At 65.4% G+C, this 22,226-nt stretch carries 20 protein-coding genes; 14 read left to right on the top strand and 6 right to left on the bottom strand.

The genetic code is table 11. The features are described 5' to 3' along the window. From ACFOHJ_RS06200 to ACFOHJ_RS06185, 4 genes are read left to right on the top strand one after another with little or no spacing between them, the layout of a single operon-like run. Positions 1-960 (top strand): carbohydrate ABC transporter permease, encoded by a 960-nt coding sequence (locus ACFOHJ_RS06200; protein WP_378219573.1) that lies wholly within the window; start codon positions 1-3, stop codon positions 958-960. After that, positions 957-1,178 (top strand): hypothetical protein, encoded by a 222-nt coding sequence (locus tag ACFOHJ_RS06195; RefSeq protein WP_378219572.1) that lies wholly within the window; start codon positions 957-959, stop codon positions 1,176-1,178. Before ACFOHJ_RS06200 ends, ACFOHJ_RS06195 begins: the two co-directional genes overlap by 4 nt. Beyond that, on the top strand, positions 1,175-2,281 hold the full coding sequence (locus ACFOHJ_RS06190) for an ABC transporter ATP-binding protein (protein WP_378219570.1): 1,107 nt from the start codon (positions 1,175-1,177) through the stop codon (positions 2,279-2,281). Before ACFOHJ_RS06195 ends, ACFOHJ_RS06190 begins: the two co-directional genes overlap by 4 nt. After that, positions 2,281-3,387 carry an ABC transporter ATP-binding protein gene (locus tag ACFOHJ_RS06185; RefSeq protein WP_378219568.1) on the top strand — a complete coding sequence of 369 codons (1,107 nt, stop codon included), beginning with the start codon at positions 2,281-2,283 and terminating at the stop codon, positions 3,385-3,387. The genes ACFOHJ_RS06190 and ACFOHJ_RS06185 overlap by 1 nt, the downstream gene beginning before the upstream one ends. Before the next feature lie 35 nt (positions 3,388-3,422). Here the strand turns inward: ACFOHJ_RS06185 and ACFOHJ_RS06180 are convergent, their stop codons facing one another. The 4 genes from ACFOHJ_RS06180 to ACFOHJ_RS06165 all read right to left on the bottom strand — a co-directional run bounded on the left by ACFOHJ_RS06180 (position 3,423) and on the right by ACFOHJ_RS06165 (position 7,244). Beyond that, positions 3,423-4,400: a hydroxyacid dehydrogenase gene (locus tag ACFOHJ_RS06180; RefSeq protein ID WP_378219566.1), complete on the bottom strand. Its 978-nt coding sequence runs from the start codon at positions 4,398-4,400 to the stop codon at positions 3,423-3,425. A 3-nt stretch (positions 4,401-4,403) separates the two neighbouring features. Continuing rightward, the gene (locus ACFOHJ_RS06175; protein ID WP_378219564.1) at positions 4,404-5,117 is read right to left on the bottom strand and encodes a FadR/GntR family transcriptional regulator; all 714 of its coding nucleotides are present in this window, start codon (positions 5,115-5,117) and stop codon (positions 4,404-4,406) included. Between the two features lie 2 nt (positions 5,118-5,119). Continuing rightward, positions 5,120-6,289, bottom strand: a complete 1,170-nt coding sequence (locus ACFOHJ_RS06170) for a mandelate racemase/muconate lactonizing enzyme family protein (RefSeq protein ID WP_378219562.1) — start codon at positions 6,287-6,289, stop codon at positions 5,120-5,122. A gap of 67 nt (positions 6,290-6,356) precedes the next feature. Next, entirely contained in the window at positions 6,357-7,244 is an 888-nt protein-coding gene (locus ACFOHJ_RS06165) for a sugar phosphate isomerase/epimerase family protein (RefSeq protein ID WP_378219560.1), read from the bottom strand. Between the two features lie 389 nt (positions 7,245-7,633). Between ACFOHJ_RS06165 and ACFOHJ_RS06160 the strand changes: the two genes are divergently transcribed. From ACFOHJ_RS06160 to ACFOHJ_RS06115, 10 genes are all read left to right on the top strand, one after another. After that, the gene (locus ACFOHJ_RS06160) at positions 7,634-8,689 is read left to right on the top strand and encodes a sugar phosphate isomerase/epimerase family protein (RefSeq protein ID WP_378219558.1); all 1,056 of its coding nucleotides are present in this window, start codon (positions 7,634-7,636) and stop codon (positions 8,687-8,689) included. Between the two features lie 37 nt (positions 8,690-8,726). Then, the gene (locus ACFOHJ_RS06155; protein WP_378219557.1) at positions 8,727-9,914 is read left to right on the top strand and encodes a Gfo/Idh/MocA family protein; all 1,188 of its coding nucleotides are present in this window, start codon (positions 8,727-8,729) and stop codon (positions 9,912-9,914) included. A 33-nt stretch (positions 9,915-9,947) separates the two neighbouring features. Then, positions 9,948-10,799, top strand: a complete 852-nt coding sequence (locus ACFOHJ_RS06150) for a sugar phosphate isomerase/epimerase family protein (protein ID WP_378219555.1) — start codon at positions 9,948-9,950, stop codon at positions 10,797-10,799. A gap of 135 nt (positions 10,800-10,934) precedes the next feature. Further along, entirely contained in the window at positions 10,935-11,288 is a 354-nt protein-coding gene (locus ACFOHJ_RS06145) for a DUF2946 family protein (RefSeq protein ID WP_378219553.1), read from the top strand. A 100-nt stretch (positions 11,289-11,388) separates the two neighbouring features. Further along, positions 11,389-11,916, top strand: a complete 528-nt coding sequence (locus tag ACFOHJ_RS06140) for a copper chaperone PCu(A)C (RefSeq protein ID WP_378219551.1) — start codon at positions 11,389-11,391, stop codon at positions 11,914-11,916. Positions 11,917-11,948: 32 nt separating this feature from the next. After that, a complete protein-coding gene (locus tag ACFOHJ_RS06135) occupies positions 11,949-12,476 on the top strand; it encodes a YcnI family copper-binding membrane protein (RefSeq protein WP_378219549.1) in 528 nt (175 codons plus the stop codon). A gap of 57 nt (positions 12,477-12,533) precedes the next feature. Beyond that, a complete protein-coding gene (locus tag ACFOHJ_RS06130) occupies positions 12,534-14,165 on the top strand; it encodes a copper resistance CopC/CopD family protein (protein WP_378219547.1) in 1,632 nt (543 codons plus the stop codon). Between the two features lie 139 nt (positions 14,166-14,304). Next, positions 14,305-15,729, top strand: a complete 1,425-nt coding sequence (gene gndA / locus ACFOHJ_RS06125; protein WP_378219616.1) for an NADP-dependent phosphogluconate dehydrogenase — start codon at positions 14,305-14,307, stop codon at positions 15,727-15,729. Between the two features lie 44 nt (positions 15,730-15,773). Continuing rightward, positions 15,774-16,817, top strand: a complete 1,044-nt coding sequence (gene mgrA / locus ACFOHJ_RS06120; protein ID WP_378219545.1) for an L-glyceraldehyde 3-phosphate reductase — start codon at positions 15,774-15,776, stop codon at positions 16,815-16,817. Positions 16,818-16,911: 94 nt separating this feature from the next. Then, positions 16,912-17,316, top strand: a complete 405-nt coding sequence (locus ACFOHJ_RS06115) for a Fur family transcriptional regulator (RefSeq protein ID WP_378219543.1) — start codon at positions 16,912-16,914, stop codon at positions 17,314-17,316. Between the two features lie 225 nt (positions 17,317-17,541). Here the strand turns inward: ACFOHJ_RS06115 and ACFOHJ_RS06110 are convergent, their stop codons facing one another. Together ACFOHJ_RS06110 and polA are read right to left on the bottom strand one after the other, a co-directional pair. Then, a complete protein-coding gene (locus ACFOHJ_RS06110; protein WP_378219542.1) occupies positions 17,542-18,705 on the bottom strand; it encodes a GGDEF domain-containing protein in 1,164 nt (387 codons plus the stop codon). 446 nt (positions 18,706-19,151) lie between these two features. Further along, complete coding sequence (gene polA / locus ACFOHJ_RS06105) at positions 19,152-22,088, bottom strand: DNA polymerase I (RefSeq protein ID WP_378219540.1); 2,937 nt, start codon at positions 22,086-22,088, stop codon at positions 19,152-19,154. Positions 22,089-22,226: the final 138 nt, after the last annotated feature.

Raw genomic sequence — 22,226 nt, 5'->3', positions numbered from 1 at the left:
ATGGCCCAGGTCCGCACTTCTTCGGAGGTCGCGCTCAACCGGTTCGCCATCGTGGCGGTGCTGGTGGCCACCGTGATCTTCCTGGCGCCGATCTACTGGATCGCCTCGACGGCCTTCAAGCCGCGCAACCTGGCGACCACGGTGCCGCCGACGATCGTGTTCCAGCCCGAGGTGTCGCCCTTCGTCAAGCTGTTCACCAAGCGCTCGCAACTGCGCGCGCAGCCGACGCCGGAAGAATATGCGGCGGCGCCGTGGTGGGAGCGCGTCGTGTTCGACGGCGGCGAAAAGGTGGTGCGCGACGGCAAGGGCGCGGTCCAGTGGTCGGGCTATCCGAGCCGCTTCATGAACTCGCTGATCGTGGCCATCACCTCGACCGTGCTCGCCGTCGGCATGGGTACGCTGACCGCCTACGGGTTCTCGCGTTTCAGGGTCAAGGGCGAGCAGGACTGGCTGTTCTTCATCCTGTCGACGCGAATGCTGCCGCCGGTGGTGGTGGCGATTCCGATGTTCCTGATGTACCGCACCGTCGGCCTCAACGACACGCATATCGGGCTGATCATCCTCTACACCGCCTTCAACCTGTCGTTCTCGGTGTGGCTGATGAAGGGCTTCATCGACGAGATCCCGAAGGAATACGAGGAAGCGGCCCTCGTCGACGGCTATACCCGCATGCAGGCCTTCTTCAAGGTGGTGCTGCCGGAGGCCGCGACCGGCATAGCCGCGACTGCCGTGTTCTGCTTCATCACCGCGTGGAACGAGTACGCCTTCGCGCTGATCATGACCAACCGGCGCGCGCAGACGGCGCCGCCCTTCATCCCCAGCCAGGTCGGCTCCGGCATCCCGGACTGGACGGTGATCGCCGCCGGAACCTTCCTGTTCCTGCTGCCGGTCGCGATCTTCACCTTCCTCCTGCGCAACCACCTCTTGCGCGGCATGTCGTTCGGAGCCATCCGCAAATGAGCTTTCGCGCCATCAACCGAAAGTACCTGGAGCCGGGCTCGCAATGGCTCATGATCCTCGGCATGGTCGCGCTGTGCCAGCCGTGGAGCCTGTTCCTGCACCGCTACGGGCTGACCATGATCCTGGTCGGGCTGGTCGCCTTCATGCTGACCGGCAAGATCGCGCCGGAGGAACAGGCCGATAGCGGGCAGGCGCGCATTTCGGGGGCAGGCCATTGACCCAGATCGAGCTTCGCGGCGTCCAGAAATATTTCGGCGCCGTCCAGGTCATCAAGAACCTCAACCTCGCCATCGCCGACAACGAGTTCATCGTGCTGCTCGGCCAGTCAGGCTGCGGCAAGACGACGACGCTGCGCGCCGTCGCCGGGCTGGAGACGATCGACGAGGGCGACATCCTCATCGACGGCAAGCCAGTCCAGAACCTCAAGGCGGCCGACCGCGACATCGCGCTGGTGTTCCAGTCGTTCTCGCTCTACCCGCATATGAGCGTCTACGAAAACATCGCCTTTCCGCTGCGCGCGACGCGCAAGAGCAAGGCGGAGATCGACACCGAGGTCCGCTCGATCGCCGCCACGCTCCAGATCACGCATCTGCTCGGCCTGAAGCCGTCGGCGCTTTCGGGCGGCGACATGCAGCGTGTGGCGATCGGCCGGGCGCTGGTGCGTCGCCCCAAGGCGCTTTTGATGGACGAGCCGATCGGCGCGCTCGACGCCAAGCTGCGCGAGGAGATGCGCGCGGAAATCAAGCGGCTGCATGTGCGCCAGGGTTCGACCACCATCTACGTCACCCACGACCAGATCGAGGCGATGAGCCTCGCCGACCGCATCGTCATCATGCACGAGGGCGTGCTGCAACAGGTCGGCACGCCCGACGAGGTCTATTCGCGCCCGGCCAATCTGTTCGTGGCACAGTTCGTCGGCAGCCCGGTGATGAACGTCTCCAGCGCGATGCTGGCGGGCGACGGCGGGGCGGTTTCGGTGCGGATCGGCGGCCACGAGAAGGGCTTCGAGTTTCCGCCGGCGCTTGCTTCGTGCCTCAATGGCCATGCCGCCGGCGGTGCGCTGGTGCTCGGCATCCGCCCGGAAGGCATCGTCGTGCGACACGATGCGGCGGCTGGGTTCCTGCCGGTCGAGGCGCAGATCATCGAACCGCTCGGCGCCTACGATATCGTCGATCTCAAGGTGGGCTCGGCCATCCTGCGGGCGCGCACCAAGAGCGGTTTCGTCCCTGGGGCGGGCGCCCGGGTGTTTGCCCGCGTCGACCCCGAACAGGCGCATTTCTTCGACGCCGAAAGCGGCCAATCCCTTGGAGTAAGCCTCTGATGGCGCATATCCGGCTCGAAAACATTTCCAAGAAGTTCGGCAGCCACACCGCACTTTCGGGGCTCGACCTGGAAATCGCCGATGGCGAGTTCTTCGTCCTGCTCGGCGAGACGGGTGCCGGCAAGACCACGACGCTGCGGCTTATCGCCGGGCTCGAAAAGCCGACCGAGGGGCGCGTGTTGATCGACGGTGTCGATGTCGCCGAATGGGGTGCGGCCGAACGCGACGTGGCGCTGGTGCTGCAGCAATATTCGCTTTATCCGCGCTATACGGTGCGCGAGAACCTGGAATTTCCGCTTCGGCCGAAAATCCGCCGCCTGCCCGAGGAGGAAATCCGCGAGCGCGTGGCGCGCGCCGCCAAGACGCTGCGCATCGAACACCTGCTTGATCGCAAGACCGACCGGCTTTCCGGCGGCGAGATGCAGCGCGTCTCGATCGGACGCGCCATCGTGCGCAAGCCGCGCGTCTTCCTGATGGACGAACCGCTGTCGGCGCTCGACGCCAAGCTGCGGGAATCGCTGCGCACCGACTTGAAAAGCCTGCAGGTGCAGCTTGGCGCGACTTTCCTGTTCGTCACCCACGATCAGATCGAGGCGATGTCGATGGGCGACAAGGTCGGCGTCCTCAACCATGGCCGCATCGTCCAGAGCGGCACGCCGCAGGAAATCTACAACAACCCGCGCGATACCTATGTCGCGAGCTTCGTCGGTTCGCCACCGATGAACCTGCTCGACGGCCGGTTGGTCGACGGCCGCGCGGTCATGGCGGCGCCGGGATTCGAACTTCCCTATGCGGGGGCAGGAGGGGGGAGCGGGGGCATGCCGAAGGCAAGCGGCGCGGCGGGCGGCCGCCCGCTCGTCTTCGGTATCCGGCCGGAAGACGTCCATCTGGAATCCGGCGCGCCGGTGGAGGCGATCGTCCACGACGTGGAGAACCACGGCGTCGAAAAGATCCTCACCCTGCAGGTGGGCGGCGCGACGTTGCGGGCCACCGTACCGGCGCGCACCGATGTCCGCATCGAGCAGCCGGTGCGCTTTGCCTGGAATCCGGAAAAGGTGGTGCTGTTCGACAAGGAGAGTGGCATCAACCTGCGCCATGTTGCGTAAGTTTTAGCTTACGCGATGCAGACGGGCCCAGACCTTCAGGCGGCTGGAAAGCGCTTGCGGTAGCTTTCGACCACTTCGGGATTGCGCAGGTTGAGCGGCAGTTCGTTTGCCAGCACCCGCAGCGCCTCGGCGGCAGCACCCGTGCCCATGCGCATCATCGATTCTTCCGTGATGCCGGCCATGTGTGGGGTGACGATGACGTTGTCGAAGCTGAAATAGGGATGGTCGGGCGGCGGCGGTTGCGTGGCGAATACGTCCAGCGCCGCACCGCCGATCCTGTTTTCACGCAGGGCGGTGACCAGCGCCGCGTCATCGATCACCGGGCCGCGCGCGACGTTGACCAGCAAGGCGTTCGGCTTCATGTGCGCGATGCGCCGGGCATCGATCAGGCCGCGCGTTTCCGGCGTCAGCGGGCAGCACAGGACGACGATGTCGGCGGCGGCGACGAGGTCGTCGATGGCGACGAAGCGCATGGTTTCGGTGGTTTCCCGGGCGCTGCGCGTCGTTGCCAGGACGTTCGCCCCGAAGCCATGATGTGCTATCTGCGCTACCGCCTGACCGACGGCGCCGAAGCCGACAATGCCGATGGTCTTGCCGGCAAGCTCATGATTGCCGTCCGCGTAAGCGCGGCCGGCGGCCCAGCCGTCATGGCGCAGCGCGCCGTCCATGGCGCGAAACCGCCTAAGTAAGATTAAACTTACCATAAGTGCGTGCTCAGCGACCGAGCGCGCGTTGACGGCCGGCACGTTGCCCACCAGCACGCCGGCTTGCGTGGCGGCTTCCATCGGGATCATGTCGAGGCCGGCGCCGTGGCGGATCGCGGCCCTGAGGCGGGGTGCGCTGCCGAACAGGGCAGGCGGCAGGGGCGCGCGCACGATGACGATGTCGGCGCCGGCCGCCTGCCTCACCAGCGTGTCGGCGTCGAGCGCCGAGGCGACGACCAGTTCTCCCGCGCTGGCCAGCATTTCCGTCGCGCGCGGGTGCAGGGGATGGGTCGAGAAGATGGTCGGCATGGTTCAGGCGCGCTCGAGAACCGGGTTGTGCGCGTCGCTGCCGCCGCCGATCAGGCCCTTCCAGTAGCTCTCCGCGCCTTGCAGATGCGCGCTCATCAGCGCCTGCGCCAGGTTGCCGTCGCGCCGCAGCAGCGCCTCGTAGATCTGGATGTGCTCGGCATGGGACTTGGCGCTGCGTTCGTGGTCGTTGAAATAGACCGGCAGGCGCTGCTCGCCCATGACGTAGTAGACGCTGCAGATGCGGTAAAAGACGCTGTTCTGGGTGGCGCGCACGATTTCGAGATGGAATTCGCGGTCCTGCTTGGCCAAGCCTTCGCCCTTGGCGAGCTGCTCCTCGGATTCCCTCAGGATTTCGCGCAGCCGCTCGTAGTTTTCTTCCGTTGCGCGCGAGCAGGCAAGTTCGGCCGCCTTGATCTCGTGGATCTTGCGCAATTCCACCGTCTCGTAGATCTGGATCGGGTCGAGCGGCAGCCCGGCCTTGGCAAACAGCGCCATCGCCTCGACGCTGGCCTGCTTGATGTCGACATAGATGCCGGACTTCGCGCGCCGCTCGACGATGCGCATGGCCTCCAGGATGGCGAGCGCCTCGCGAATCTGGCCGCGGCTGACGGTGAAGTGCTCGGCCAGCTCGCGCTCCGAGGGCGTGCGGCCGGTCTCCTTGTCGGCATGGGAGAACAGGTAGGCGGCAAGTTCGGCGAGAAGGTTCTTTTCTTTCATGGTCAGCCGCTTTGCGCGTGTGCCTCCAGGAATCGCTCGGAAACGGTAAAGCCCAATCCGGGCTTTTCGGGGATCGCTATCATACCGTCCCGCGCTTCGACAGTCTCTTCGACGAGATCGTGGATCATCGGGTTGGCGCCGAGCGAATATTCGATGATGAAGCTTGCGGGCGAGGCCGCGCAGATATGCAGGCCGGCGAAGAAGCATGGCGCGCCCGCCCACAGATGCGGGGCGAAGCGCAGGTTGAAGGCGCTGGCCAGCGTGCCGATCTTCATCGCCTCGCTGATGCCGCCGCAAAAGGCGGGATCGGGCTGGAAGATGTCGGCCGCCTTGAGCACGGCGAGATCGCGGAAGGCATAGCGCGTCGCCTCGCTCTCGCCGGTGGCGATGGGCACGCTGCCGGACGCGCGCACTTCCGCCAGACCGGGCTTGTCGTCGGCGATGACGGGTTCCTCGAACCAGGCGAGATCGTAATCGCGCACGAGGTGGACGAAGCGCTTGGCTTCCGCCACGGTATAGGTGCCGTGCGCGTCGACCATCAGTTCGATGTTGGGGCCGATCGCCTCGCGCGCGGCGCGCACCCGCGCCGCCGAGACGGAGGGGGCGCCGTCCATCGCGCCGACCCGCATCTTCAGCGCCTTGAAGCCGCCCTGGTCGATATAGGACTGAAGCTGCTCCCCGAGCGCGTCGGCGGCGGCCCAGCCGCCGGAAGCGTAGGCCGGCAGGCGGTCCTGCTTGCGGCCGCCGAGAAGCCGCCACACCGGCTGGCCGAGCGACTTGCCCAGAATGTCCCACAGCGCGATGTCGACGGCGCTGATGGCGGCTATGCTCAAGCCGCGCCGGGCCAGTTGCGGCATGGCGTGGCCGCCCGCCGCCGCCGTCTCGTGGCGCACGCCATTGTAGAGCATCTCCCAGATGACGCCGATATCGGCCGGATCGCGGCCGATCAGCTGCGGCCCGACCTCGTGGTTGAGCATGTGGACCAGCGCGCCGTAGCTGCCGGCGCTGCCGGCGGCGTTCTTGCCCTCGCCCCAGCCGACCAAGCCGTCCTCCGTCTCGATGCGCAGGATGGCGGCGTCGAACGTCGTGACCTGGCCGAAGTCGCTGCGATGCTGGCGCGCGGCTTCGATCGGTACGCGAACCCACCAGGCCTGAACCGTCTTGATACGCATGGCAGTCCCCGTCCCGGCCGCCGGCCAGGCCGGGACCTGGGGCGGGGGCTTGTTTCAGGATGGCTTCCTACTTGATCAGCGGCAGCAGCGTCTCGGCCGTGATGCGCATCTGGTCGGTGTAGAATTTTTCCGTCAGCAGGCTGGAGCCGTGGTCCTGGATGAACTTGAGCTGCTCGGGGGAGATGTCCACCGGGTTGCGCTCCACCATCTCGGGATAGCGGTTGGCCGGCGTGCGGTCGACCGGGGCGACGAACTCGTTGGTCAGGGCGCCGTCATAGCCGATGTCCCTCAGGGTGCCGACGATCTTCTTCCAGTCGATGGTGCCGATGCCGGCGGCAAAGCGGTTGTTGTCGGCGACGTGGAAGTCGAACAGCCGCTTGCCGGCCTTGCGGATCGCTTCCTCGACGTCGAACTCCTCCATGTGGATATGGTAGGCGTCGAGGCAGATGCCGCATTCGGGCGAAACCGCGTCGGCCAGCGCCATCGCCTGCTCGCCGCGGTTGAACAGGTAGGTTTCGAAGCGGTTCAGCGGCTCGATGGCAATCCGGACGCCTACCTTTTTAGCGTGGTTGAAGCATTCGCGCGTGGCGTCCACCACCCAGTTCCATTCCTCCGCCTCGGTGCCGTCCGGCACGACCTTGCCGACGGTCGCCGGCACCAGCGTGATGATCTCGCCGTCGAGTTCGCTGACCATGGTCAGCACGTCCTTGACGTACTGGACCGAGCGCTCGCGCTGGCCCTGGTCGCGGGCGGCGAGGTTGCGTTCGCCCAGCATCAGCGTAACCGCGCCCCAGCAGCGGATGCCATGCTCTTTCAGAAGCGCGCGCGTCTCGGCGGTCTTGTACTGCTCGGGCTCGCCGGAAATCTCGATCGACTCATAGCCGAACTTCTTGATGCGCTTCAGCGTCACCTCAAGCGGCTCGGCCCTCATCCAGTTGTGCGTCGAAAGATGCATGGTTCGTCCTTCCCAATTCACTCGGCTTCATTGCCTTGCGGCGCGCATCGCCGTCCGGTGCCGCCTCCTCCTCCCGAAGCGCTCCTGTTTCGCAAACTGGTTCGACCAATCGGGTATGAGGGTAGCTCTACAGCAATTTTATCCACGCGACAAGAAGCTGTTTCTCAGTGAAGGAGATACCTATTATGCACTTGATTTAGAATGCTATAATTGAGAAATGCGGGTATTTTTGCGGCTCTGCCGGCCTGATGGGCTGGCTTGACCAATTCGGCGTATTTGGTAATACCAGTGCCGCGACGGCGTGGCCGTAAGACATGCGAACGGGGCAGGTTGTGCCGGCGTCGCATCGGGCGCTATGTTCGGTCGCACCGCAAAGGGGAGGAATTTCGATGCCGACGACCATCAAGGGGCCCGCGCTGTTCCTGGCGCAATTCGCGGGTGATGCCGCGCCGTTCAATTCGCTGGCCTCGATCACCAAATGGGCGGGGAGCCTGGGCTACAAGGGCGTGCAGATTCCGACCTGGGACGGGCGGCTGTTCGACCTCGAAAAGGCGGCCACCTCCAAAACCTATTGCGACGAGGTGAAGGGCATCTGCGCCGACGCCGGCGTCGAGGTGACCGAGCTTTCCACCCATCTGCAGGGCCAGCTTGTCGCCGTCCATCCCGCCTATGACGCGCAGATGGACGGTTTTGCGCCGGCCAAGGTCCACCACAACCCGAAGGCGCGCCAGCAATGGGCGGTCGAGCAGATGAAGTTCGGCGCCAAGGCGTCGCGCAATCTCGGCCTCGACGCCTCCGTGACCTTCAGCGGCTCGTTGGCCTTTCCCTATCTCTATCCGTTCCCGCAGCGGCCCGCCGGGCTGATCGAGGAAGCGTTCGAGGAACTGGGCAAGCGCTGGAAGCCGATCCTCGACGCCTATGACGAGAACGGGGTCGATGTCGGCTACGAGATTCATCCCAGCGAGGACGTGTTCGACGGCGCCACCTTCGAGATGTTCCTGGAGGCGGTCGGCAACCACAAGCGCTGCGCCATCAACTACGATCCCTCGCATTTCCTGCTGCAGCAGATGGACTACCTCGCCTTCATCGACATCTACCACGAGCGCATCAAGGCCTTCCACGTCAAGGACGCCGAGTTCAACCCGGATGGCCGGCAGGGCGTCTATTCGGGCTACCAGAGCTGGATCAACCGCGCCGGCCGCTTCCGCTCGCTGGGCGACGGCCAGGTCGATTTCGGCGGCATCTTCTCCAAGCTTTCGCAATATGGCTACGATTCCTGGGCGGTGCTGGAATGGGAGTGTTGCCTGAAGCATCCGGAAGACGGGGCGGCCGAGGGCGCGCCTTTCATCCAGAGCCACATCATCCGCGTGACGGAAAAGGCCTTTGACGATTTCGCGGCCGGCACGACGGACAAGAAGCTGCTCAGGGCGATGATGGGGATCTGACCCCGGCGAAAAAAGCTGTTCTTTGAGGGAGGAAAAGATGGTCGGCGCTTCGAAGGCGGAGAAGGGAGGCGGCCCGATCCGCCTCGGCATGGTCGGCGGCGGGCAGGGCGCCTTCATTGGCGCGGTTCATCGCATCGCCGCGCGGCTGGACAACGAGTTCGTGCTGGTGGCCGGCGCGCTCTCGTCCGATCCGGCGCGCGCCAAGGCTTCGGCGGTCGAGCTCGGGCTCGACCCGGAACGCAGCTACGGCTCCTTCGCCGAAATGGCGAAGGCGGAGGCGAAGCGGCCGGACGGCATCGAGGCGGTCGCCATCGTCACCCCCAACAACGTGCATTTCCCGGCGGCGAAGGCGTTCCTGGAAGCCGGCATCCACGTCATCTGCGACAAGCCGGTGACCTCCACGCTTGCCGATGCGAAGAAGCTGGCGGCGCTGGTGGAAAAGACCGGCAAGGTGTTCGTGCTGACCCACAACTACACCGGCTATCCGATGATCCGGCAGGCGCGCGAGATGGTGGCCAAGGGCCAGCTCGGCGACGTCCGCGTCGTGCAGGCGGAATATCCGCAGGACTGGCTGACCGAGGCGCTGGAGACGACCGGGCAGAAGCAGGCGTCGTGGCGCGTCGATCCCAAGCAGTCGGGCGCGGGCGGGGCGCTGGGCGATATCGGCACCCACGCCTATAACCTCGCCCGCTTCGTTTCCGGCCTCGAACTGGACAGCGTGTCGGCCGACATCGACGCCTTCGTCCCGGGCCGGCTGCTGGACGACAATGCCAACGTGCTGCTTCGCTTCAAGGCGAAAGGCAAGGCGCGCGCGGCCAAGGGCATGCTGTGGGCAAGCCAGGTGGCGCCCGGCAACGAGAACGGGCTGAAGCTCAGGGTCTACGGCACCAAGGGCGGGCTCGAGTGGACGCAGGCCGACCCGAACTATCTCTGGTACACGCCGTTCGGCCAGCCGAAGCAGCTTCTGACGCGCGCCGGCGCGGGCGCTACGGCAATAGCCGGCCGCGTCACGCGCGTGCCGTCCGGGCATCCGGAGGGCTATCTGGAAGGCTTTGCCAACATCTACCAGGAGGCCGCGCGTGCCATCCGCGCCGCCCGGCGCAAGGGCGGCAAGCCGGACAGGGACATGGTGTTCCCGACCGTGCAGGACGGCGTCGAGGGCGTTGCCTTCGTCGAGGCCTGCGTGAAATCCGCCAAGAAGAACGGGGCGTGGACGAAGCTGTAGGGACAGCGAGCGCGTCCCTGGGAGGGGGCAAGAATGAAAATCGGCATGTGCATGTTCCTGTGGACGACAGCGGTGTCGAAAAAGCACGAGCCGCTGTTGCGCGACATCAAGGCGACCGGCTTCGACGGCGTCGAAATCCCGATTTTCACCGGCACGCCGGACGACTACCGGAAACTCGGCGACCTGCTCGACCGCATCGGGCTGGAGCGCACCGCGGTCGCGGCCATGGGCGATCCGGGGCTGAACCTGATTTCGCCCGACGCCGCGACGCGCCGGGCCGGCATCGAGGCCGTGAAACGGGCGATCGACTGCGCCGACGCGCTCGGCGCGCGCACCCTTTCCGGGCCGCTGCATTCGACGCTCGGCGCCTTCTCCGGCACCGGGCCGACGGCGGCGGAAAGGAAGCGCTCGCTATCCTCGCAGCGGGCCATCGGCGACCATGCGGGCAAGCGCGGCGTCACCATCGGCCTGGAGGCGCTGAACCGCTTCGAATGCTACCTGTTCAACACCATGGCCGATCTGTGCGAGCACATCGACCTCGTCGACCGGCCGCATATCAGGGCGATGTACGACACGTTCCATGCCAATATCGAGGAGGCCGATCCGATAGGCGCCTATACGAAGCACGTCGGCAACATCGTCCATGTCCATATTTCGGAGAACGACCGCGGTGTGCCGGGGCGCGGCAACATTCCGTGGAAGGAAACCTTTTCCGCCATCCGCAAGAGCGGCTACGACGACTGGCTGACCATCGAGGCGTTCGGCCGTTCGCTGAAGGAACTCGCGGCCGCGACGAAAGTCTGGCGCGATTTTTCGGAAACGCCCGAGGCCGTCTATCGCGACGGCTACAAGCATATCGAGCACGGCTGGCGGCAAGCCGCCTGATCGCCCGGGCAGTGCTACGCGCGTGTTGACGCAGCCGTGATCAAGCGATTTCCGGCCGGCCGATAGCATGCTAGGGATAGGCCGATATCGCTTTGAGGGGCGGCCTTGACCAGCAACCGGCGCAGACGATGGAGCATGATGGCGGCTTTTGCCGCTGCGCTCCTGCTCGTCCTGCAGACCACGTTCGGCGCCATGGCGCTCGGTGGTCCTGGCAGCGGCGCTCCACTGGACCGTTTCGGCAACATCATCTGTACCCATGACGGCGCTGCCGAACTGCCGGGTGGCGACCAGCCCGCCCGGCACATGCCGGCCTGCTGCGTGCTCGGTTGCGCCATGGCCACGCCGGCGCTGGACACGCCTCCCGACACGGCTGAATTGTCCATCGCGCGCTCGTTCCAGAGCGTCGTCTACCTGCCGTTGCGGGAGGGGTTCGTCGCTTCCATTCCGGACTGGTCGCCGTCCAATCCGCGCGCACCGCCTGCTGCCTGAGCGACGCCTCGCCGGGCGGAACTTTCCCCGGCTTTTACCATCCAAGACTTGAATCCTTCGCGTCCCACGAGACGGCGCGACCCTTTTTGACGGAGCCATCATGTTCCATTTTTCCATCCCCGGCGCGAGCGCTGTCGTTTCCCGCAAGCTTTGCCTGGCGGTCCTTTCCGCCGGTTTTCTCGCCGCTGCGGGCCAGAGCGTTTTTGCGCATGAGTTCAAGGTCGGCGACCTCGAGATCGAGCATCCGTGGTCGCGCGAGACGCCGGTCGGCGCCCGCGTCGCCGGCGGCTACTTTACCGTGAAGAACAACGGCGCGTCGGCCGACCGGCTCGTTGCCGTGACGTCCGAGGTTTCGGCCAAGGCGGAAGTCCACCAGATGGCGGTCAGCGACGGCGTCATGACGATGCGACGAGTCGAGGGCGGGCTCGAGATACCGGCCGGCGGCACGGTCGCGCTGGAGTCCGGCGGCTACCATCTCATGTTCATCGACCTGAAGCGGCAGCCCAGGAAGGGCGAGAGCTTCCCGGCGACGCTCACCTTCGAGAAGGCCGGCAGCGTCACCGTGGATTTCGCGGTGGAGGGTCTTGGCGAGTCGGGTGCGGATGCGCACGGAAGCCACGCCGACTGATCCGATCGCAAGCAGCCGTTCAGGAGATGATGATGTTCAAAACTTCTGCGATCGCTTGCGCGGTCGCGACCCTTCTCGCCACCGGCACGGGTGCGGCTTTGGCCCATGTGACGTTTGAAACGCAGACGGCGGCGGTCGGCTCGACCTACAAGGCGGTGCTCCGCATCCCGCACGGCTGCGAAGGCAAGCCCACGACGGCGATCCGCGTGAAAATCCCGGAAGGTTTCATCGCGGTGAAGCCGATGCCCAAGCCCGGCTGGAAGCTGGAGGCCGTCAAGGGCAGCTATGCCAAGGCCTACACGCTGTGGGGCGAGACGGTGAAGGAGGGCGTGACGGAAGTGGGCTGGAGCGGCGGCAGCCTGCCGGACGAATTCTACGACGAGTTCGTGTTCCGGGGCACGCTGGCCAGTGACCTCCCGGCCGGCGAGACGCTGTTCTTTCCCGTCGTGCAGGAATGCGAAGGGGCCGTGGAGCGGTGGATCGAGATACCGGCGGCCGGCCAGGGCGAGGACGCCCTGGAAATGCCGGCGCCGGGCCTTAAGCTCACGCCGGGGAAATAAGCTGCGAAGCGGCGCTTGCGAAAGCGCCGCTTTGCTGGGCGGGTGATGATGATGGCTATGCGCGACCTATCGGGCGTGGAAGGCTGGCAGCTGCGATGCGCGGGGCTGGCCGCAGGCATCTTTTGCGTGCTCACGCTGCTCTTCGCCCTGGCCGCATCGACGCCCGCCTTCGCGCATGCCGCGCTGGTCGCCACCGATCCCGCCGATGGCGCGGTGCTGGCCGAGAGCCCGACGCGGTTTACGCTGACCTTCAGCGAGCCGGTGTCGCCCCTGGTGCTGACGCTGGTCGGCCCGGACGGGAAGGCGCAGGCGCTGACCTCGTTCCGGGAAAGCGGCCAGACGGTCGAAATCGATCCCCCGCAACGGCTTGCCAACGGCACGCATGTGTTGAGCTATCGCGTCATTTCGGCCGATGGCCATCCGGTCGGCGGCTCCGTGCTGTTTTCCATCGGCGCAGCGAGCGCCGAACCGCCGGCGGCTGCCGAGCCCGTGGACGAGGCGCTGCGCGGGGCGATCTGGCTGGCGAAGGTCGTGCTCTATGCCGGCCTGTTTTTCGGCATTGGCGGGGCGTTCTGCCTTTCCTGGCTGGTTCCGGGCCTGCCCTCGGGAAGGCGTTTTGCCGTCGCCATGATGCTGTGCGGCCTGCCGGCAGCGCTGTTGTCGCTGGGTCTGCAGGGGCTTGATGCGCTCGACCTGCCGCTGGCGAAAATCACCTTGCCGCTCGTGTGGGAAACGGCGTCGGGAACGACGTTCGGCTGGACGGTGGCGATCGCGCTGGCCGCACTGCTGCTCGGGCTTCTGGCGCTGGCGTCGCCGCGCGCCGTCGCCCGGTTGCTTTCGCTTGCCGGGCTGGCGGGGGTCGGCGCTGCCCTTGCCGCCAGCGGCCACGCCAGCGATGCCGATCCGCAATGGCTGACGCGGCCGATGGTGTTCCTGCACGGGGCGGGCATCGCCTTCTGGGTCGGCGCGCTGGTGCCGCTGATGCTGGCCCTGAAGGACGCCGCGCCGGGAGCGGACCGTTTCCTGCGGCGGTTCTCGAAGGCGATCCTGCCCGTGGTCGCGGTCCTTGCCGTGGCAGGCATTGTCCTTGCCGTCATCCAGGTCGAAAAACCGTCCGCCCTTGTCGATACCGCCTATGGCCGGTTGCTGCTGGCCAAGCTGGCGCTGCTGGCGGTGCTGTTCGGCTTCGCCGCCGTCAACCGCTGGCGGCTGACGGTCCCGGCCGAGGCGGGCGAGGCGGTTGCGTGGAAAAAGCTCGCCCGGTCGGTTGCCGTGGAAGCGTTGCTGGCGCTCGCCGTTTTCGGCGTGGTCGCCGGCTGGCGCTTCACGCCGCCGCCACGCGCGCTGGCCATCGCCGCCGCGCAGCCGGTGTCGACCCATATCCATGCGCTGAAGGCGATGGCGGACCTTACCATCGCGCCGGGCCATGCCGGGCCGGTTACCGTCTCCATCATGGTCATGACCGGCGATTTCGGGCCGCTCGACCCCAAGGAAATCACCTTGGTCCTGTCCAAGCCGGATTCCGGCATCGAGCCGCTGAAGCGGCCGGCGCGCCGGATGGGCGACGGCACATGGAAAGTGGAGAACCTGGTCATTCCGGTGGCGGGCCGCTGGACGGCGGGCCTCGACATCCTGATTTCGGACTTCGAGCTTGTGAAAATCGCCGGGCAGGTCGATATCCGGCCGTGACCGCGATCCGATTTTGCCCTAATCGATTGAAAGAAATTAACAACCGGCGGCCTCCGCGTGTTGACGTTGTCGGCGCGCAGGGTCGATCATGCGCTCCACGGCGAGGAGCGCGGGCCTGCGAACAGACGGGAGCGAGATGATGGAAAAAGCCGAAATCGGACTGATCGGCCTTGGCACGATGGGCTCCAACCTGGCGCTCAACATCGCGGAAAAGGGGCATCGCATCGCCGTCTTCAACCGCACGCCGGAGAAGACCGACGCCTTCGTCGCCAATGCCGGGACGCTGAGGGACAGGCTGGTGCCGTGCAAGAGCCTGGCCGAACTGGCCGAGGCCATCCGCCCGCCGCGCCCGGTCATCATCATGGTGCTGGCCGGGCAGCCGGTCGACGACCAGATCGCGGCGCTGCGCGGCGAACTTGCCGCCAACGACATCATCATCGACGCAGGCAACGCCAATTTCCACGACACGGTGCGTCGCTTCAAGGAACTGGAAGGCTCCGGCCTGACCTTCATCGGCATGGGCGTGTCGGGCGGCGAGGAGGGCGCGCGCCACGGCCCCTCGATCATGGTCGGCGGCACCGAGGCCTCGTGGAAGCGGGTGGAGAAGGTCATCACCGCGATTTCCGCGAAGTTCAAGGGCGAGCCGTGCGCGGCATGGCTCGGGCCGGACGGCGCGGGCCATTTCGTGAAGACCATCCACAACGGCATCGAGTATGCCGACATGCAGATGATCGCCGAGATCTACGGCGTGCTGCGCGACGGGCTCGGCATGGGGCCGAAGGAGATCGCGCCGGTTTTCGCCGGCTGGAACAAGGGGCGGCTCGATTCCTACCTGATCGAGATCACCGCCAAGGCGCTGGAGGCCGACGACCCGAAGACCGGCCGGCCGGTGGTGGACATCATCCTCGACCGCGCCGGCCAGAAGGGCACCGGCAAGTGGTCGGTGATCGAGGCGCAGCAGCTTGGCATTCCGGCCACCGCCATCGAGGCGGCGGTTGCGGCGCGCGTGCTGTCCTCGCTCAAGAGCGAGCGCGAGGCCGCCGAAAAAGCCTATGGAAAGCTTTCCGTGACGACGTTTTCGGGCGCAAGGGACGAGGTGCTGAAGGACCTGGAACTGGCGCTGCTCGCCGGCAAGATCGCCGCCTATGCGCAGGGTTTTGCGGTGATGAGCGGCGCTTCGAAGGAATTCAACTGGAACCTGCCGATGCCGACCATTGCCAGGATCTGGCGGGCAGGCTGCATCATCCGCTCGCAGATGCTCGACACCATGGCCGAGGCCTTCGGCAAGGGCGGCGCCGAGGTCAACCTTTTGATGGCGCCGGCCTTCATCGACATGATGAAGCAAGCGCATCCCTCGCTGCGCCGGGTGGTGGCGCGGGCGGCCGAGGCCGGGCTGCCGGTTCCGGCGCTATCCTCGGCGCTCGCCTATTTCGACGCCTACCGGCAGGGCCGCGGCACGTCCAACCTGATCCAGGCGCAGCGCGACTTCTTCGGCGCGCATGGCTTCGAGCGCATCGATGCCGCCGGGGCCTTCCATGGGCCGTGGGGCGGGACGCAAGGCTGAGCCGCGACCGGCCGCAGCCGGCCGCTCATCTGGAGGAAACGACGATGACCTATGTTCCAGCCGAAAACCGCTACGAAAGCATGATCTACAATCGCTGCGGGCATTCCGGCCTGAAGCTGCCGGCGATCTCGCTCGGCCTGTGGCACAATTTCGGCGAGGATGCCCCGCACGAGCGCAAGCGGGCGATCGCGCGCAAGGCCTTCGACCTCGGCATCACCCATTTCGACCTCGCCAACAATTACGGGCCGCCGCCGGGCTCCGCCGAGACGGCGTTCGGCGAGATGCTGCGCACGGATTTCGCCGGCCATCGCGACGAGCTGATCATTTCGAGCAAGGCCGGCTACAATATGTGGCCCGGTCCCTATGGCGAATGGGGCAGCCGCAAATATCTGCTGGCGAGCCTCGACCAGAGCCTGAAGCGCATGGGGCTCGACTATGTCGATATCTTCTATTCGCATCGCTTCGATCCCAATACGCCGCTGGAAGAGACGATGGGCGCGCTCGATGCCGCCGTGCGGGCCGGCAAGGCGCTTTATGTCGGCATCTCGTCCTACAACTCGCAGCGCACGCGCGAGGCGGCCGCCATCCTGAAGCAGCTCGGCACCCCGTGCCTGATCCACCAGCCGAGCTATTCCATGCTCAACCGCTGGGTCGAGGACGACGGCCTGCTCGACACGCTGGACGGGCTCGGCATCGGCTCCATCGTGTTCACGCCGCTGGCGCAGGGCATGCTGACCAGCAAGTACCTGAACGGCATTCCGCAGGACAGCCGCGCCGCGCAGGGCAAGTCGCTGCGCCAGTCGTTCATCAATGAGGAGACGCTGGCCAACATTAAGGCGCTGAACGACATCGCCGGGCGGCGGGGACAGACGCTGGCGCAGATGGCGCTGGCCTGGGTGCTGCGCCATGGCCGGGTGACCTCGGCGCTGATCGGCGCTAGCCGGCCAGAGCAGGTCGAGGATTGCGTCGGCGCCCTCCAGCGCCTCGACTTCAGCGAGGACGAGCTTGCCGAGATAGACCGCTACGCCCGCGACGGCGGCATCAATTTGTGGGCGGCCTCCGCCGAGCGCGCGGAGACGCCGCGCTAGGCCGATCTGCCGCCGCCGCCCTGCATCGCGAAGCCGCAGGCGGTGGCAAAGTCGCGCGCGCGTTGCTATGTCTTGGGGCAGGAAGGCTGGGAAAATGGCTGCAAGACAGGCTCTGACGAAAAACCAGACATGGGTGCTTGAAAAGCTGGAGGCGGCGGGCGCGCCGCTCAGCGCCTACACGCTGCTCGACCAGTTGCGCGAGCAGGGCTTCCGCGCGCCGCTGCAGGTCTACCGGGCGCTCGACGCGCTGATGAAGGAAGGCCTGGTGCATCGGCTAGAGAGCCTGAACTCCTTCGTCGCCTGCTGCGAGCCGCACGACCACGGCCATTCGATGACCGCCTTCGCCATCTGCGACATCTGCGGCCAGGTCACGGAATTCTCCGACCCCGACGTCAGCCACCAGCTCGACGAATGGATGCACTCGACCGGCTTCTCGGCCAAGAAAGCGGTAATCGAATTCCGCGGCACCTGCGCCAAATGCCAAGCGGAAGCGGCGTAGGGGGGTGGTGGGTTTCGACCTTATTCCCGGTCGTCCGTGTCGGCGGTCATCACTCCTGAAACCGGACCTTGCAGGCGGCCACCGTCATCGATTCTACTCTCGCAGAAGTCAGGTGCAGACTTGTCGCTTTAATCGGGCGTTTCGCCACTGTGGTCGATCGATGGCGCGAGATTATCGGCAGGTCAGGCTGCCTACATCACGCCGTTCCGTCCGATTGGAAATGCTTCACCCAGCGATCGACCACTTAGCGTCAAAGTGCTGTTCCAAGTCGCGAACGCAGTCGCGTCCCTCTGTCTTGGCTCGGTACAGAGCCCGGTCGGCCTGATCCAGCAAAGACCCTAACTCCTCGGTTCCGGTAGCGACGGCGATGCCAAAGCTTGCGGTCGGGAGCAGCGCGCCTTGAACGATATTGGGCGCAGCAGCCTTGAAGGTCACCCTGATGTCTTCGGCGATTTGATGGGCCATGCTCAGATCGCAGGACGGCAACAGAACGGCGAACTCTTCACCGCCCAGTCGAGCGAGTATTGCTCCCTGCGGACAGCTATGCCTAAGTAGTTTTGCAAAACCCTGGATGATCCTGTCACCAGTTTCATGCCCGCAGCGATCATTGATCGACTTGAACAGATCGAGATCACTCACGATCAGAGCGGACGTATCCTGATCTGGCTGCGCATGCAGGAATGCTTTGGCGTAGCGCTCGAAACCGCGCCGGTTGAGCAATCCAGACAAAAAGTCACCTTCAGCTTCGGATCGTATTCTCCCCGTCACGTCCACCGCAATGATCGCGAAAATTCCGACAGCCAGTGTGGAGCATATCAGCGTATCGGAGATCGAGATGGCGAGCCAATAAGCAGTTTCGAAGTCTTCACCGACGATGCCAGGCATCGCAAATAGCGGTCGGCAGGCGAAGGCCAGGGCAGTCGCCGCTACCAGCCAGAATAACAGCGCCTCTACGGGTGTTCGTTGCTGTCGCTTTGGTATATCGGCCAGGATGGTCAGGCAAATGGCCGCAAGGCCGGCACCGAGTATTGCGCCACGTTCCAGCAAACTGTCATGCACAAAGATGTAAAACCCGAGGCCAGACAGGGTTAAGAACATGATGGCTGACAAAAGTACATAGTGGGGACGCTTTTTGAATCTCTGCGATACCCCTATCGACAGAAGCACCATGGTCAACAGAATCAACGCGTTGCTGACCATGCGGAGTGGCATGGTCTGTTCACTCAGTGCGACAAATACGACCAAGAAGCAAATTGCGCGCACTGCATACGACGAGGCAAAAAGCGCGATATAGGTAAGTCGACGCTGGTGCCACCAGAGCGCCAGCAAGCTGATGCTAAAAATTGCCGACATTGCGGGGTTAAGCACCCCTAATACCATGTAACTCATCGCGCTCACGCTAGCGCGGCAAAACCGCGGTACGGTCCACTAAATCGTAGATGGAGAACAGCACGGCTCAGGTGTCATATCAGTAAAGTATTATGGTAAACGATCGCCCGCGTTGTAAAGAAGTCGAATAATCTGCGACCGATGAGGGGTTGCGCCATGTACGCCCAGCAGCCGGGCAACCTCGGCCGGCTGCCAGTGGCCGCCGTGCGGCCTGCTCATCTTCGCGCGAAGTCACAGCGCTTCCGGCCAATCCACCGCGCAAATCCTGAGTTTCGCCACAAAATTGTCGCTCCTCATATCGGCGGGGAGTTTTGTCGCAAAAATCGGGCGCAATACTCGGTGGCACAGTGAGAACTTTTGCGACACCTCTAAGGGCTGCTTTTTGGCCAGCCGAATGGAAGGCTGCCTGGCCGCTTTCCACCCCATACCAGTCTTCCACCCCCCTCTCAGTGCGCTTCGTCCCAGTTTAGCGCGGCGCGGGCGTCTACTTGCAGGGGGACGCGCAGCGCGACTGCGGGCATGGCCGCGTTTTCCATTACGGCTTTCACCACCGGCATCGTCGCCTCGGCTTCCGCTTCGGCCGTCTCGAAGATCAGTTCGTCGTGTACCTGCAACAGCATGCGCGCCGACAGGCCGGCCTTGGCGAGGGCGGCGTCCATGCGCACCATGGCGCGGCGGATGATGTCGGCGGCAGAGCCCTGGATCGGCGCGTTGATGGCGGCGCGTTCGTTGTTGGCGCGGATCGACGGGTTGGAGGCGCGGATTTCCGGATAGTGGGCGCGCCGGCCGAAGATCGTCTCGACATAGCCGTTCTCGCGCGCGAACGCCTTGGTCTCTTCCATGTAGTCGCGGATGCCCGGAAAACGCTCGAAATAGCGCTTGATGTAGTCGCTGGCTTCCTCGCGGGCGATGGAAAGCTGGTTGGCGAGGCCGAAGGCCGAAATGCCGTAGATGATGCCGAAATTGATCGCCTTGGCGCGCCGGCGCACCTCGGACGGCATGCCTTCGACCGGCACGCCGAACATTTCGGAGGCGGTCATGGCGTGGATGTCCACGCCGTCGGCAAAAGCCTGCACCAGCTGCGGAATGTTGGCCATATGCGCCAGCACGCGCAGCTCGATCTGGCTGTAATCGGCCGAAATCAGCCGGTTGCCCTTGCCGGCGATGAAGGCGGTGCGGATCTTGCGCCCCTCGGCGGTGCGCACCGGGATGTTCTGCAGGTTCGGCTCGACCGAGGAAAGGCGACCGGTCGTCGTCGAGGCCAGCGAATAGGAGGTGTGGACGCGCATGGTCTGCGGGTCGACATGGGCGGGCAGGGCGTCGGTATAGGTGGATTTCAGCTTGGTCAGCTGCCGCCAGTCGACGATCTTGCGCGGCAGCTCGTGGCCCTCGGCGGCCAGTTCCTCCAGCACCTGCGCGGTGGTCGACCACTGGCCGGTCTTGGTCTTGGTGCCGCCGGGCAGGCCCATGCGCCCGAACAGGATGTCGCCCAGCTGCTTGGGCGAGCCGATGGTGAAGCGCTCGCCGGCGTGCTGGTAGACTTCCTCCTCGAGCCCGGCTGCGCGCTGGGCAAGCTCGCCCGACAACCGCGACAGGATCTGCCGGTCGATGGAAATGCCGCGCTGCTCCATGGCGGCAAGCGTTTTCACCAGCGGCCGCTCCAGACGCTCGTAGACGGAAACCAGCCCTTCGGCGGCGAGACGGGGCTTCAGCACCCGCCACAGGCGCAGGGTGATGTCGACTTCCTCGCCGGCATAGGCGGTCGCGCGCTCGACGGCGACGTGGTCGAAGGAAACGGCGCTCTTGCCGGTGCCGGTCACGTCCTTGAAGGCGGTGGCGGTGTGGCCCAGCCATCGCTGCGACAGCGCTTCCAGGTTGTGGTGGCTGCTGGTGCCGGCATCAAGCACGTAGGAAATCAGCATGGTGTCGTCGAAGGGCGCGATGTCGAGCCCGTAGCGCTGCATCACCGTCAGGTCGAACTTGCCGTTCTGCAGGATCTTCAGCACCGAAGCGTCGGCCAGCAGCGGCTGGATCGCCGCCAGCGCGTCGCGCACGGCGACCTGGTTTTGAAGCAGCCCGCCGCCCAGCAGGTCGCCGTCGCCGGCCTTGTGGGCAAGCGGCACATAGGCGGCGCGGCCGGGGGCGAAGGCGAGCGCGAAGCCGCACAGTTCGGCCTGCATCGGGTCCTGCGTGGTGGTCTGGGTATCGAAGGCGACGACGCCGGCCTCCTGCGCCGCGGCGACCCAGCGTTGCAGGGTCGGCAGGTCGCGGATGGCCTCGTAGGCGGCGGCGTCGAACTTGCCGGCGACGGCGGCCTCGGCGCGCAGGGCCGACAGCAGCGAAGGCGTCCTGCCTTCCTCCGGCGTCGCCGTAGGCGGGGCGCCTTCCTCGTCCGACAGCCGCAGGGCGGGTTGCCCGGCGCCGACATCCGGGCCATGGGCGGTATCGGCCCGCTCGACGGCGACCGTCGCCGCCGCGATCTCGCCGGCCTCGGCGCCGGTCGCCTCGGCCACGCGCCGCGTCAGCGTGGAGAATTCCATCGCCTTTAGGAAGGCGATCAGCTTCGGGCCGTCTGGTTCGTGGAGCGTGAAGGCTTCAAGGCCCTCGGACACCGGCACGTCGTTCTTCAGCGTCACCAGCTTGCGCGAAATGCGCGCATTGTCGGCGTTGTCGATGATCGTCTGGCGGCGCTTCTCCTGCTTGATCTCACCGGCGCGCTCCAGAAGCTGGTCGAGGTCGCCGAACTGTTCCAAGAGAAGCGCCGCGGTTTTCGGGCCGATGCCGGGCACCCCCGGCACGTTGTCGATGGAATCGCCGGTCAGCGCCTGCAGGTCGATCATCTTTTCCGGCGGCACGCCCCATTTCTCGACCACTTCCGGAATGCCGATCTGGCGATCCTTCATCGGGTCGTACATGCCGACCGTGGGGCCGACCAACTGCATCAGATCCTTGTCGGAAGAGATGATGGTGGTGTCGCCGCCCACCTCGCAGGCAAGCCGCGCATAGGTGGCGATCAGGTCGTCGGCTTCGTATCCTTCCATCTCGATGCAGGGCAGGTTGAACGCGCGCGTCGCTTCGCGGATCAGCCCGAACTGCGGGATCAGGTCCTCGGGCGGGGCGGAGCGGTTGGCCTTGTATTCGGGGTAGAGATCGTTGCGGAAGGTCTTGGAGGAATAGTCGAAGATGACGGCGAAGTGCGTCGGCACCACGCCCGCATCGGTGTTGCGGGCGTCCACCATCAGCTTCCACAGCATGTTGCAGAAGCCGGCGACCGCGCCGACCGGCAGGCCGTCCGACTTGCGCGTCAGCGGCGGCAAAGCATGATAGGCACGGAAGATGTAGCCCGAGCCGTCGACTAGGAAGAGATGATCGCCTTTTTTCATGGGCGAAGGGATAGCGCGGCAAGGCTTTGCGGTCCATGGCAAAGGCGAGGGAAAGGCGCCGGTTACGACAAGCCCCTGACAGATGTTCGTCCGGGATTGCCGATCACGCCTATGTTACGAAGTTGTAATTTTCGTGCC

This window comes from Aquamicrobium soli (assembly GCF_042646345.1).
Classification (GTDB): Bacteria; Pseudomonadota; Alphaproteobacteria; order Rhizobiales; family Rhizobiaceae; genus Mesorhizobium; species Mesorhizobium soli_A.
The sequence above is the reverse complement of the archived record's forward strand: the minus strand, read 5'-3'. Positions and strand labels throughout refer to the sequence as shown.

Coding starts and splice junctions, on each gene's coding strand:
- ACFOHJ_RS06200 (WP_378219573.1), top strand. CDS start 1: ATGGCCCAGGTCCGCACTTCTTCGGAGGTCGCGCTCAACCGGTTCGCC.
- ACFOHJ_RS06195 (WP_378219572.1), top strand. CDS start 957: ATGAGCTTTCGCGCCATCAACCGAAAGTACCTGGAGCCGGGCTCGCAA.
- ACFOHJ_RS06185 (WP_378219568.1), top strand. CDS start 2,281: ATGGCGCATATCCGGCTCGAAAACATTTCCAAGAAGTTCGGCAGCCAC.
- ACFOHJ_RS06180 (WP_378219566.1), bottom strand. CDS start 4,400: ATGCCGACCATCTTCTCGACCCATCCCCTGCACCCGCGCGCGACGGAA.
- ACFOHJ_RS06175 (WP_378219564.1), bottom strand. CDS start 5,117: ATGAAAGAAAAGAACCTTCTCGCCGAACTTGCCGCCTACCTGTTCTCC.
- ACFOHJ_RS06170 (WP_378219562.1), bottom strand. CDS start 6,289: ATGCGTATCAAGACGGTTCAGGCCTGGTGGGTTCGCGTACCGATCGAA.
- ACFOHJ_RS06165 (WP_378219560.1), bottom strand. CDS start 7,244: ATGCATCTTTCGACGCACAACTGGATGAGGGCCGAGCCGCTTGAGGTG.
- ACFOHJ_RS06160 (WP_378219558.1), top strand. CDS start 7,634: ATGCCGACGACCATCAAGGGGCCCGCGCTGTTCCTGGCGCAATTCGCG.
- ACFOHJ_RS06155 (WP_378219557.1), top strand. CDS start 8,727: ATGGTCGGCGCTTCGAAGGCGGAGAAGGGAGGCGGCCCGATCCGCCTC.
- ACFOHJ_RS06150 (WP_378219555.1), top strand. CDS start 9,948: ATGAAAATCGGCATGTGCATGTTCCTGTGGACGACAGCGGTGTCGAAA.
- ACFOHJ_RS06145 (WP_378219553.1), top strand. CDS start 10,935: ATGATGGCGGCTTTTGCCGCTGCGCTCCTGCTCGTCCTGCAGACCACG.
- ACFOHJ_RS06140 (WP_378219551.1), top strand. CDS start 11,389: ATGTTCCATTTTTCCATCCCCGGCGCGAGCGCTGTCGTTTCCCGCAAG.
- ACFOHJ_RS06135 (WP_378219549.1), top strand. CDS start 11,949: ATGTTCAAAACTTCTGCGATCGCTTGCGCGGTCGCGACCCTTCTCGCC.
- ACFOHJ_RS06130 (WP_378219547.1), top strand. CDS start 12,534: ATGCGCGACCTATCGGGCGTGGAAGGCTGGCAGCTGCGATGCGCGGGG.
- gndA (WP_378219616.1), top strand. CDS start 14,305: ATGGAAAAAGCCGAAATCGGACTGATCGGCCTTGGCACGATGGGCTCC.
- mgrA (WP_378219545.1), top strand. CDS start 15,774: ATGACCTATGTTCCAGCCGAAAACCGCTACGAAAGCATGATCTACAAT.
- ACFOHJ_RS06115 (WP_378219543.1), top strand. CDS start 16,912: ATGGCTGCAAGACAGGCTCTGACGAAAAACCAGACATGGGTGCTTGAA.
- ACFOHJ_RS06110 (WP_378219542.1), bottom strand. CDS start 18,705: ATGAGTTACATGGTATTAGGGGTGCTTAACCCCGCAATGTCGGCAATT.
- polA (WP_378219540.1), bottom strand. CDS start 22,088: ATGAAAAAAGGCGATCATCTCTTCCTAGTCGACGGCTCGGGCTACATC.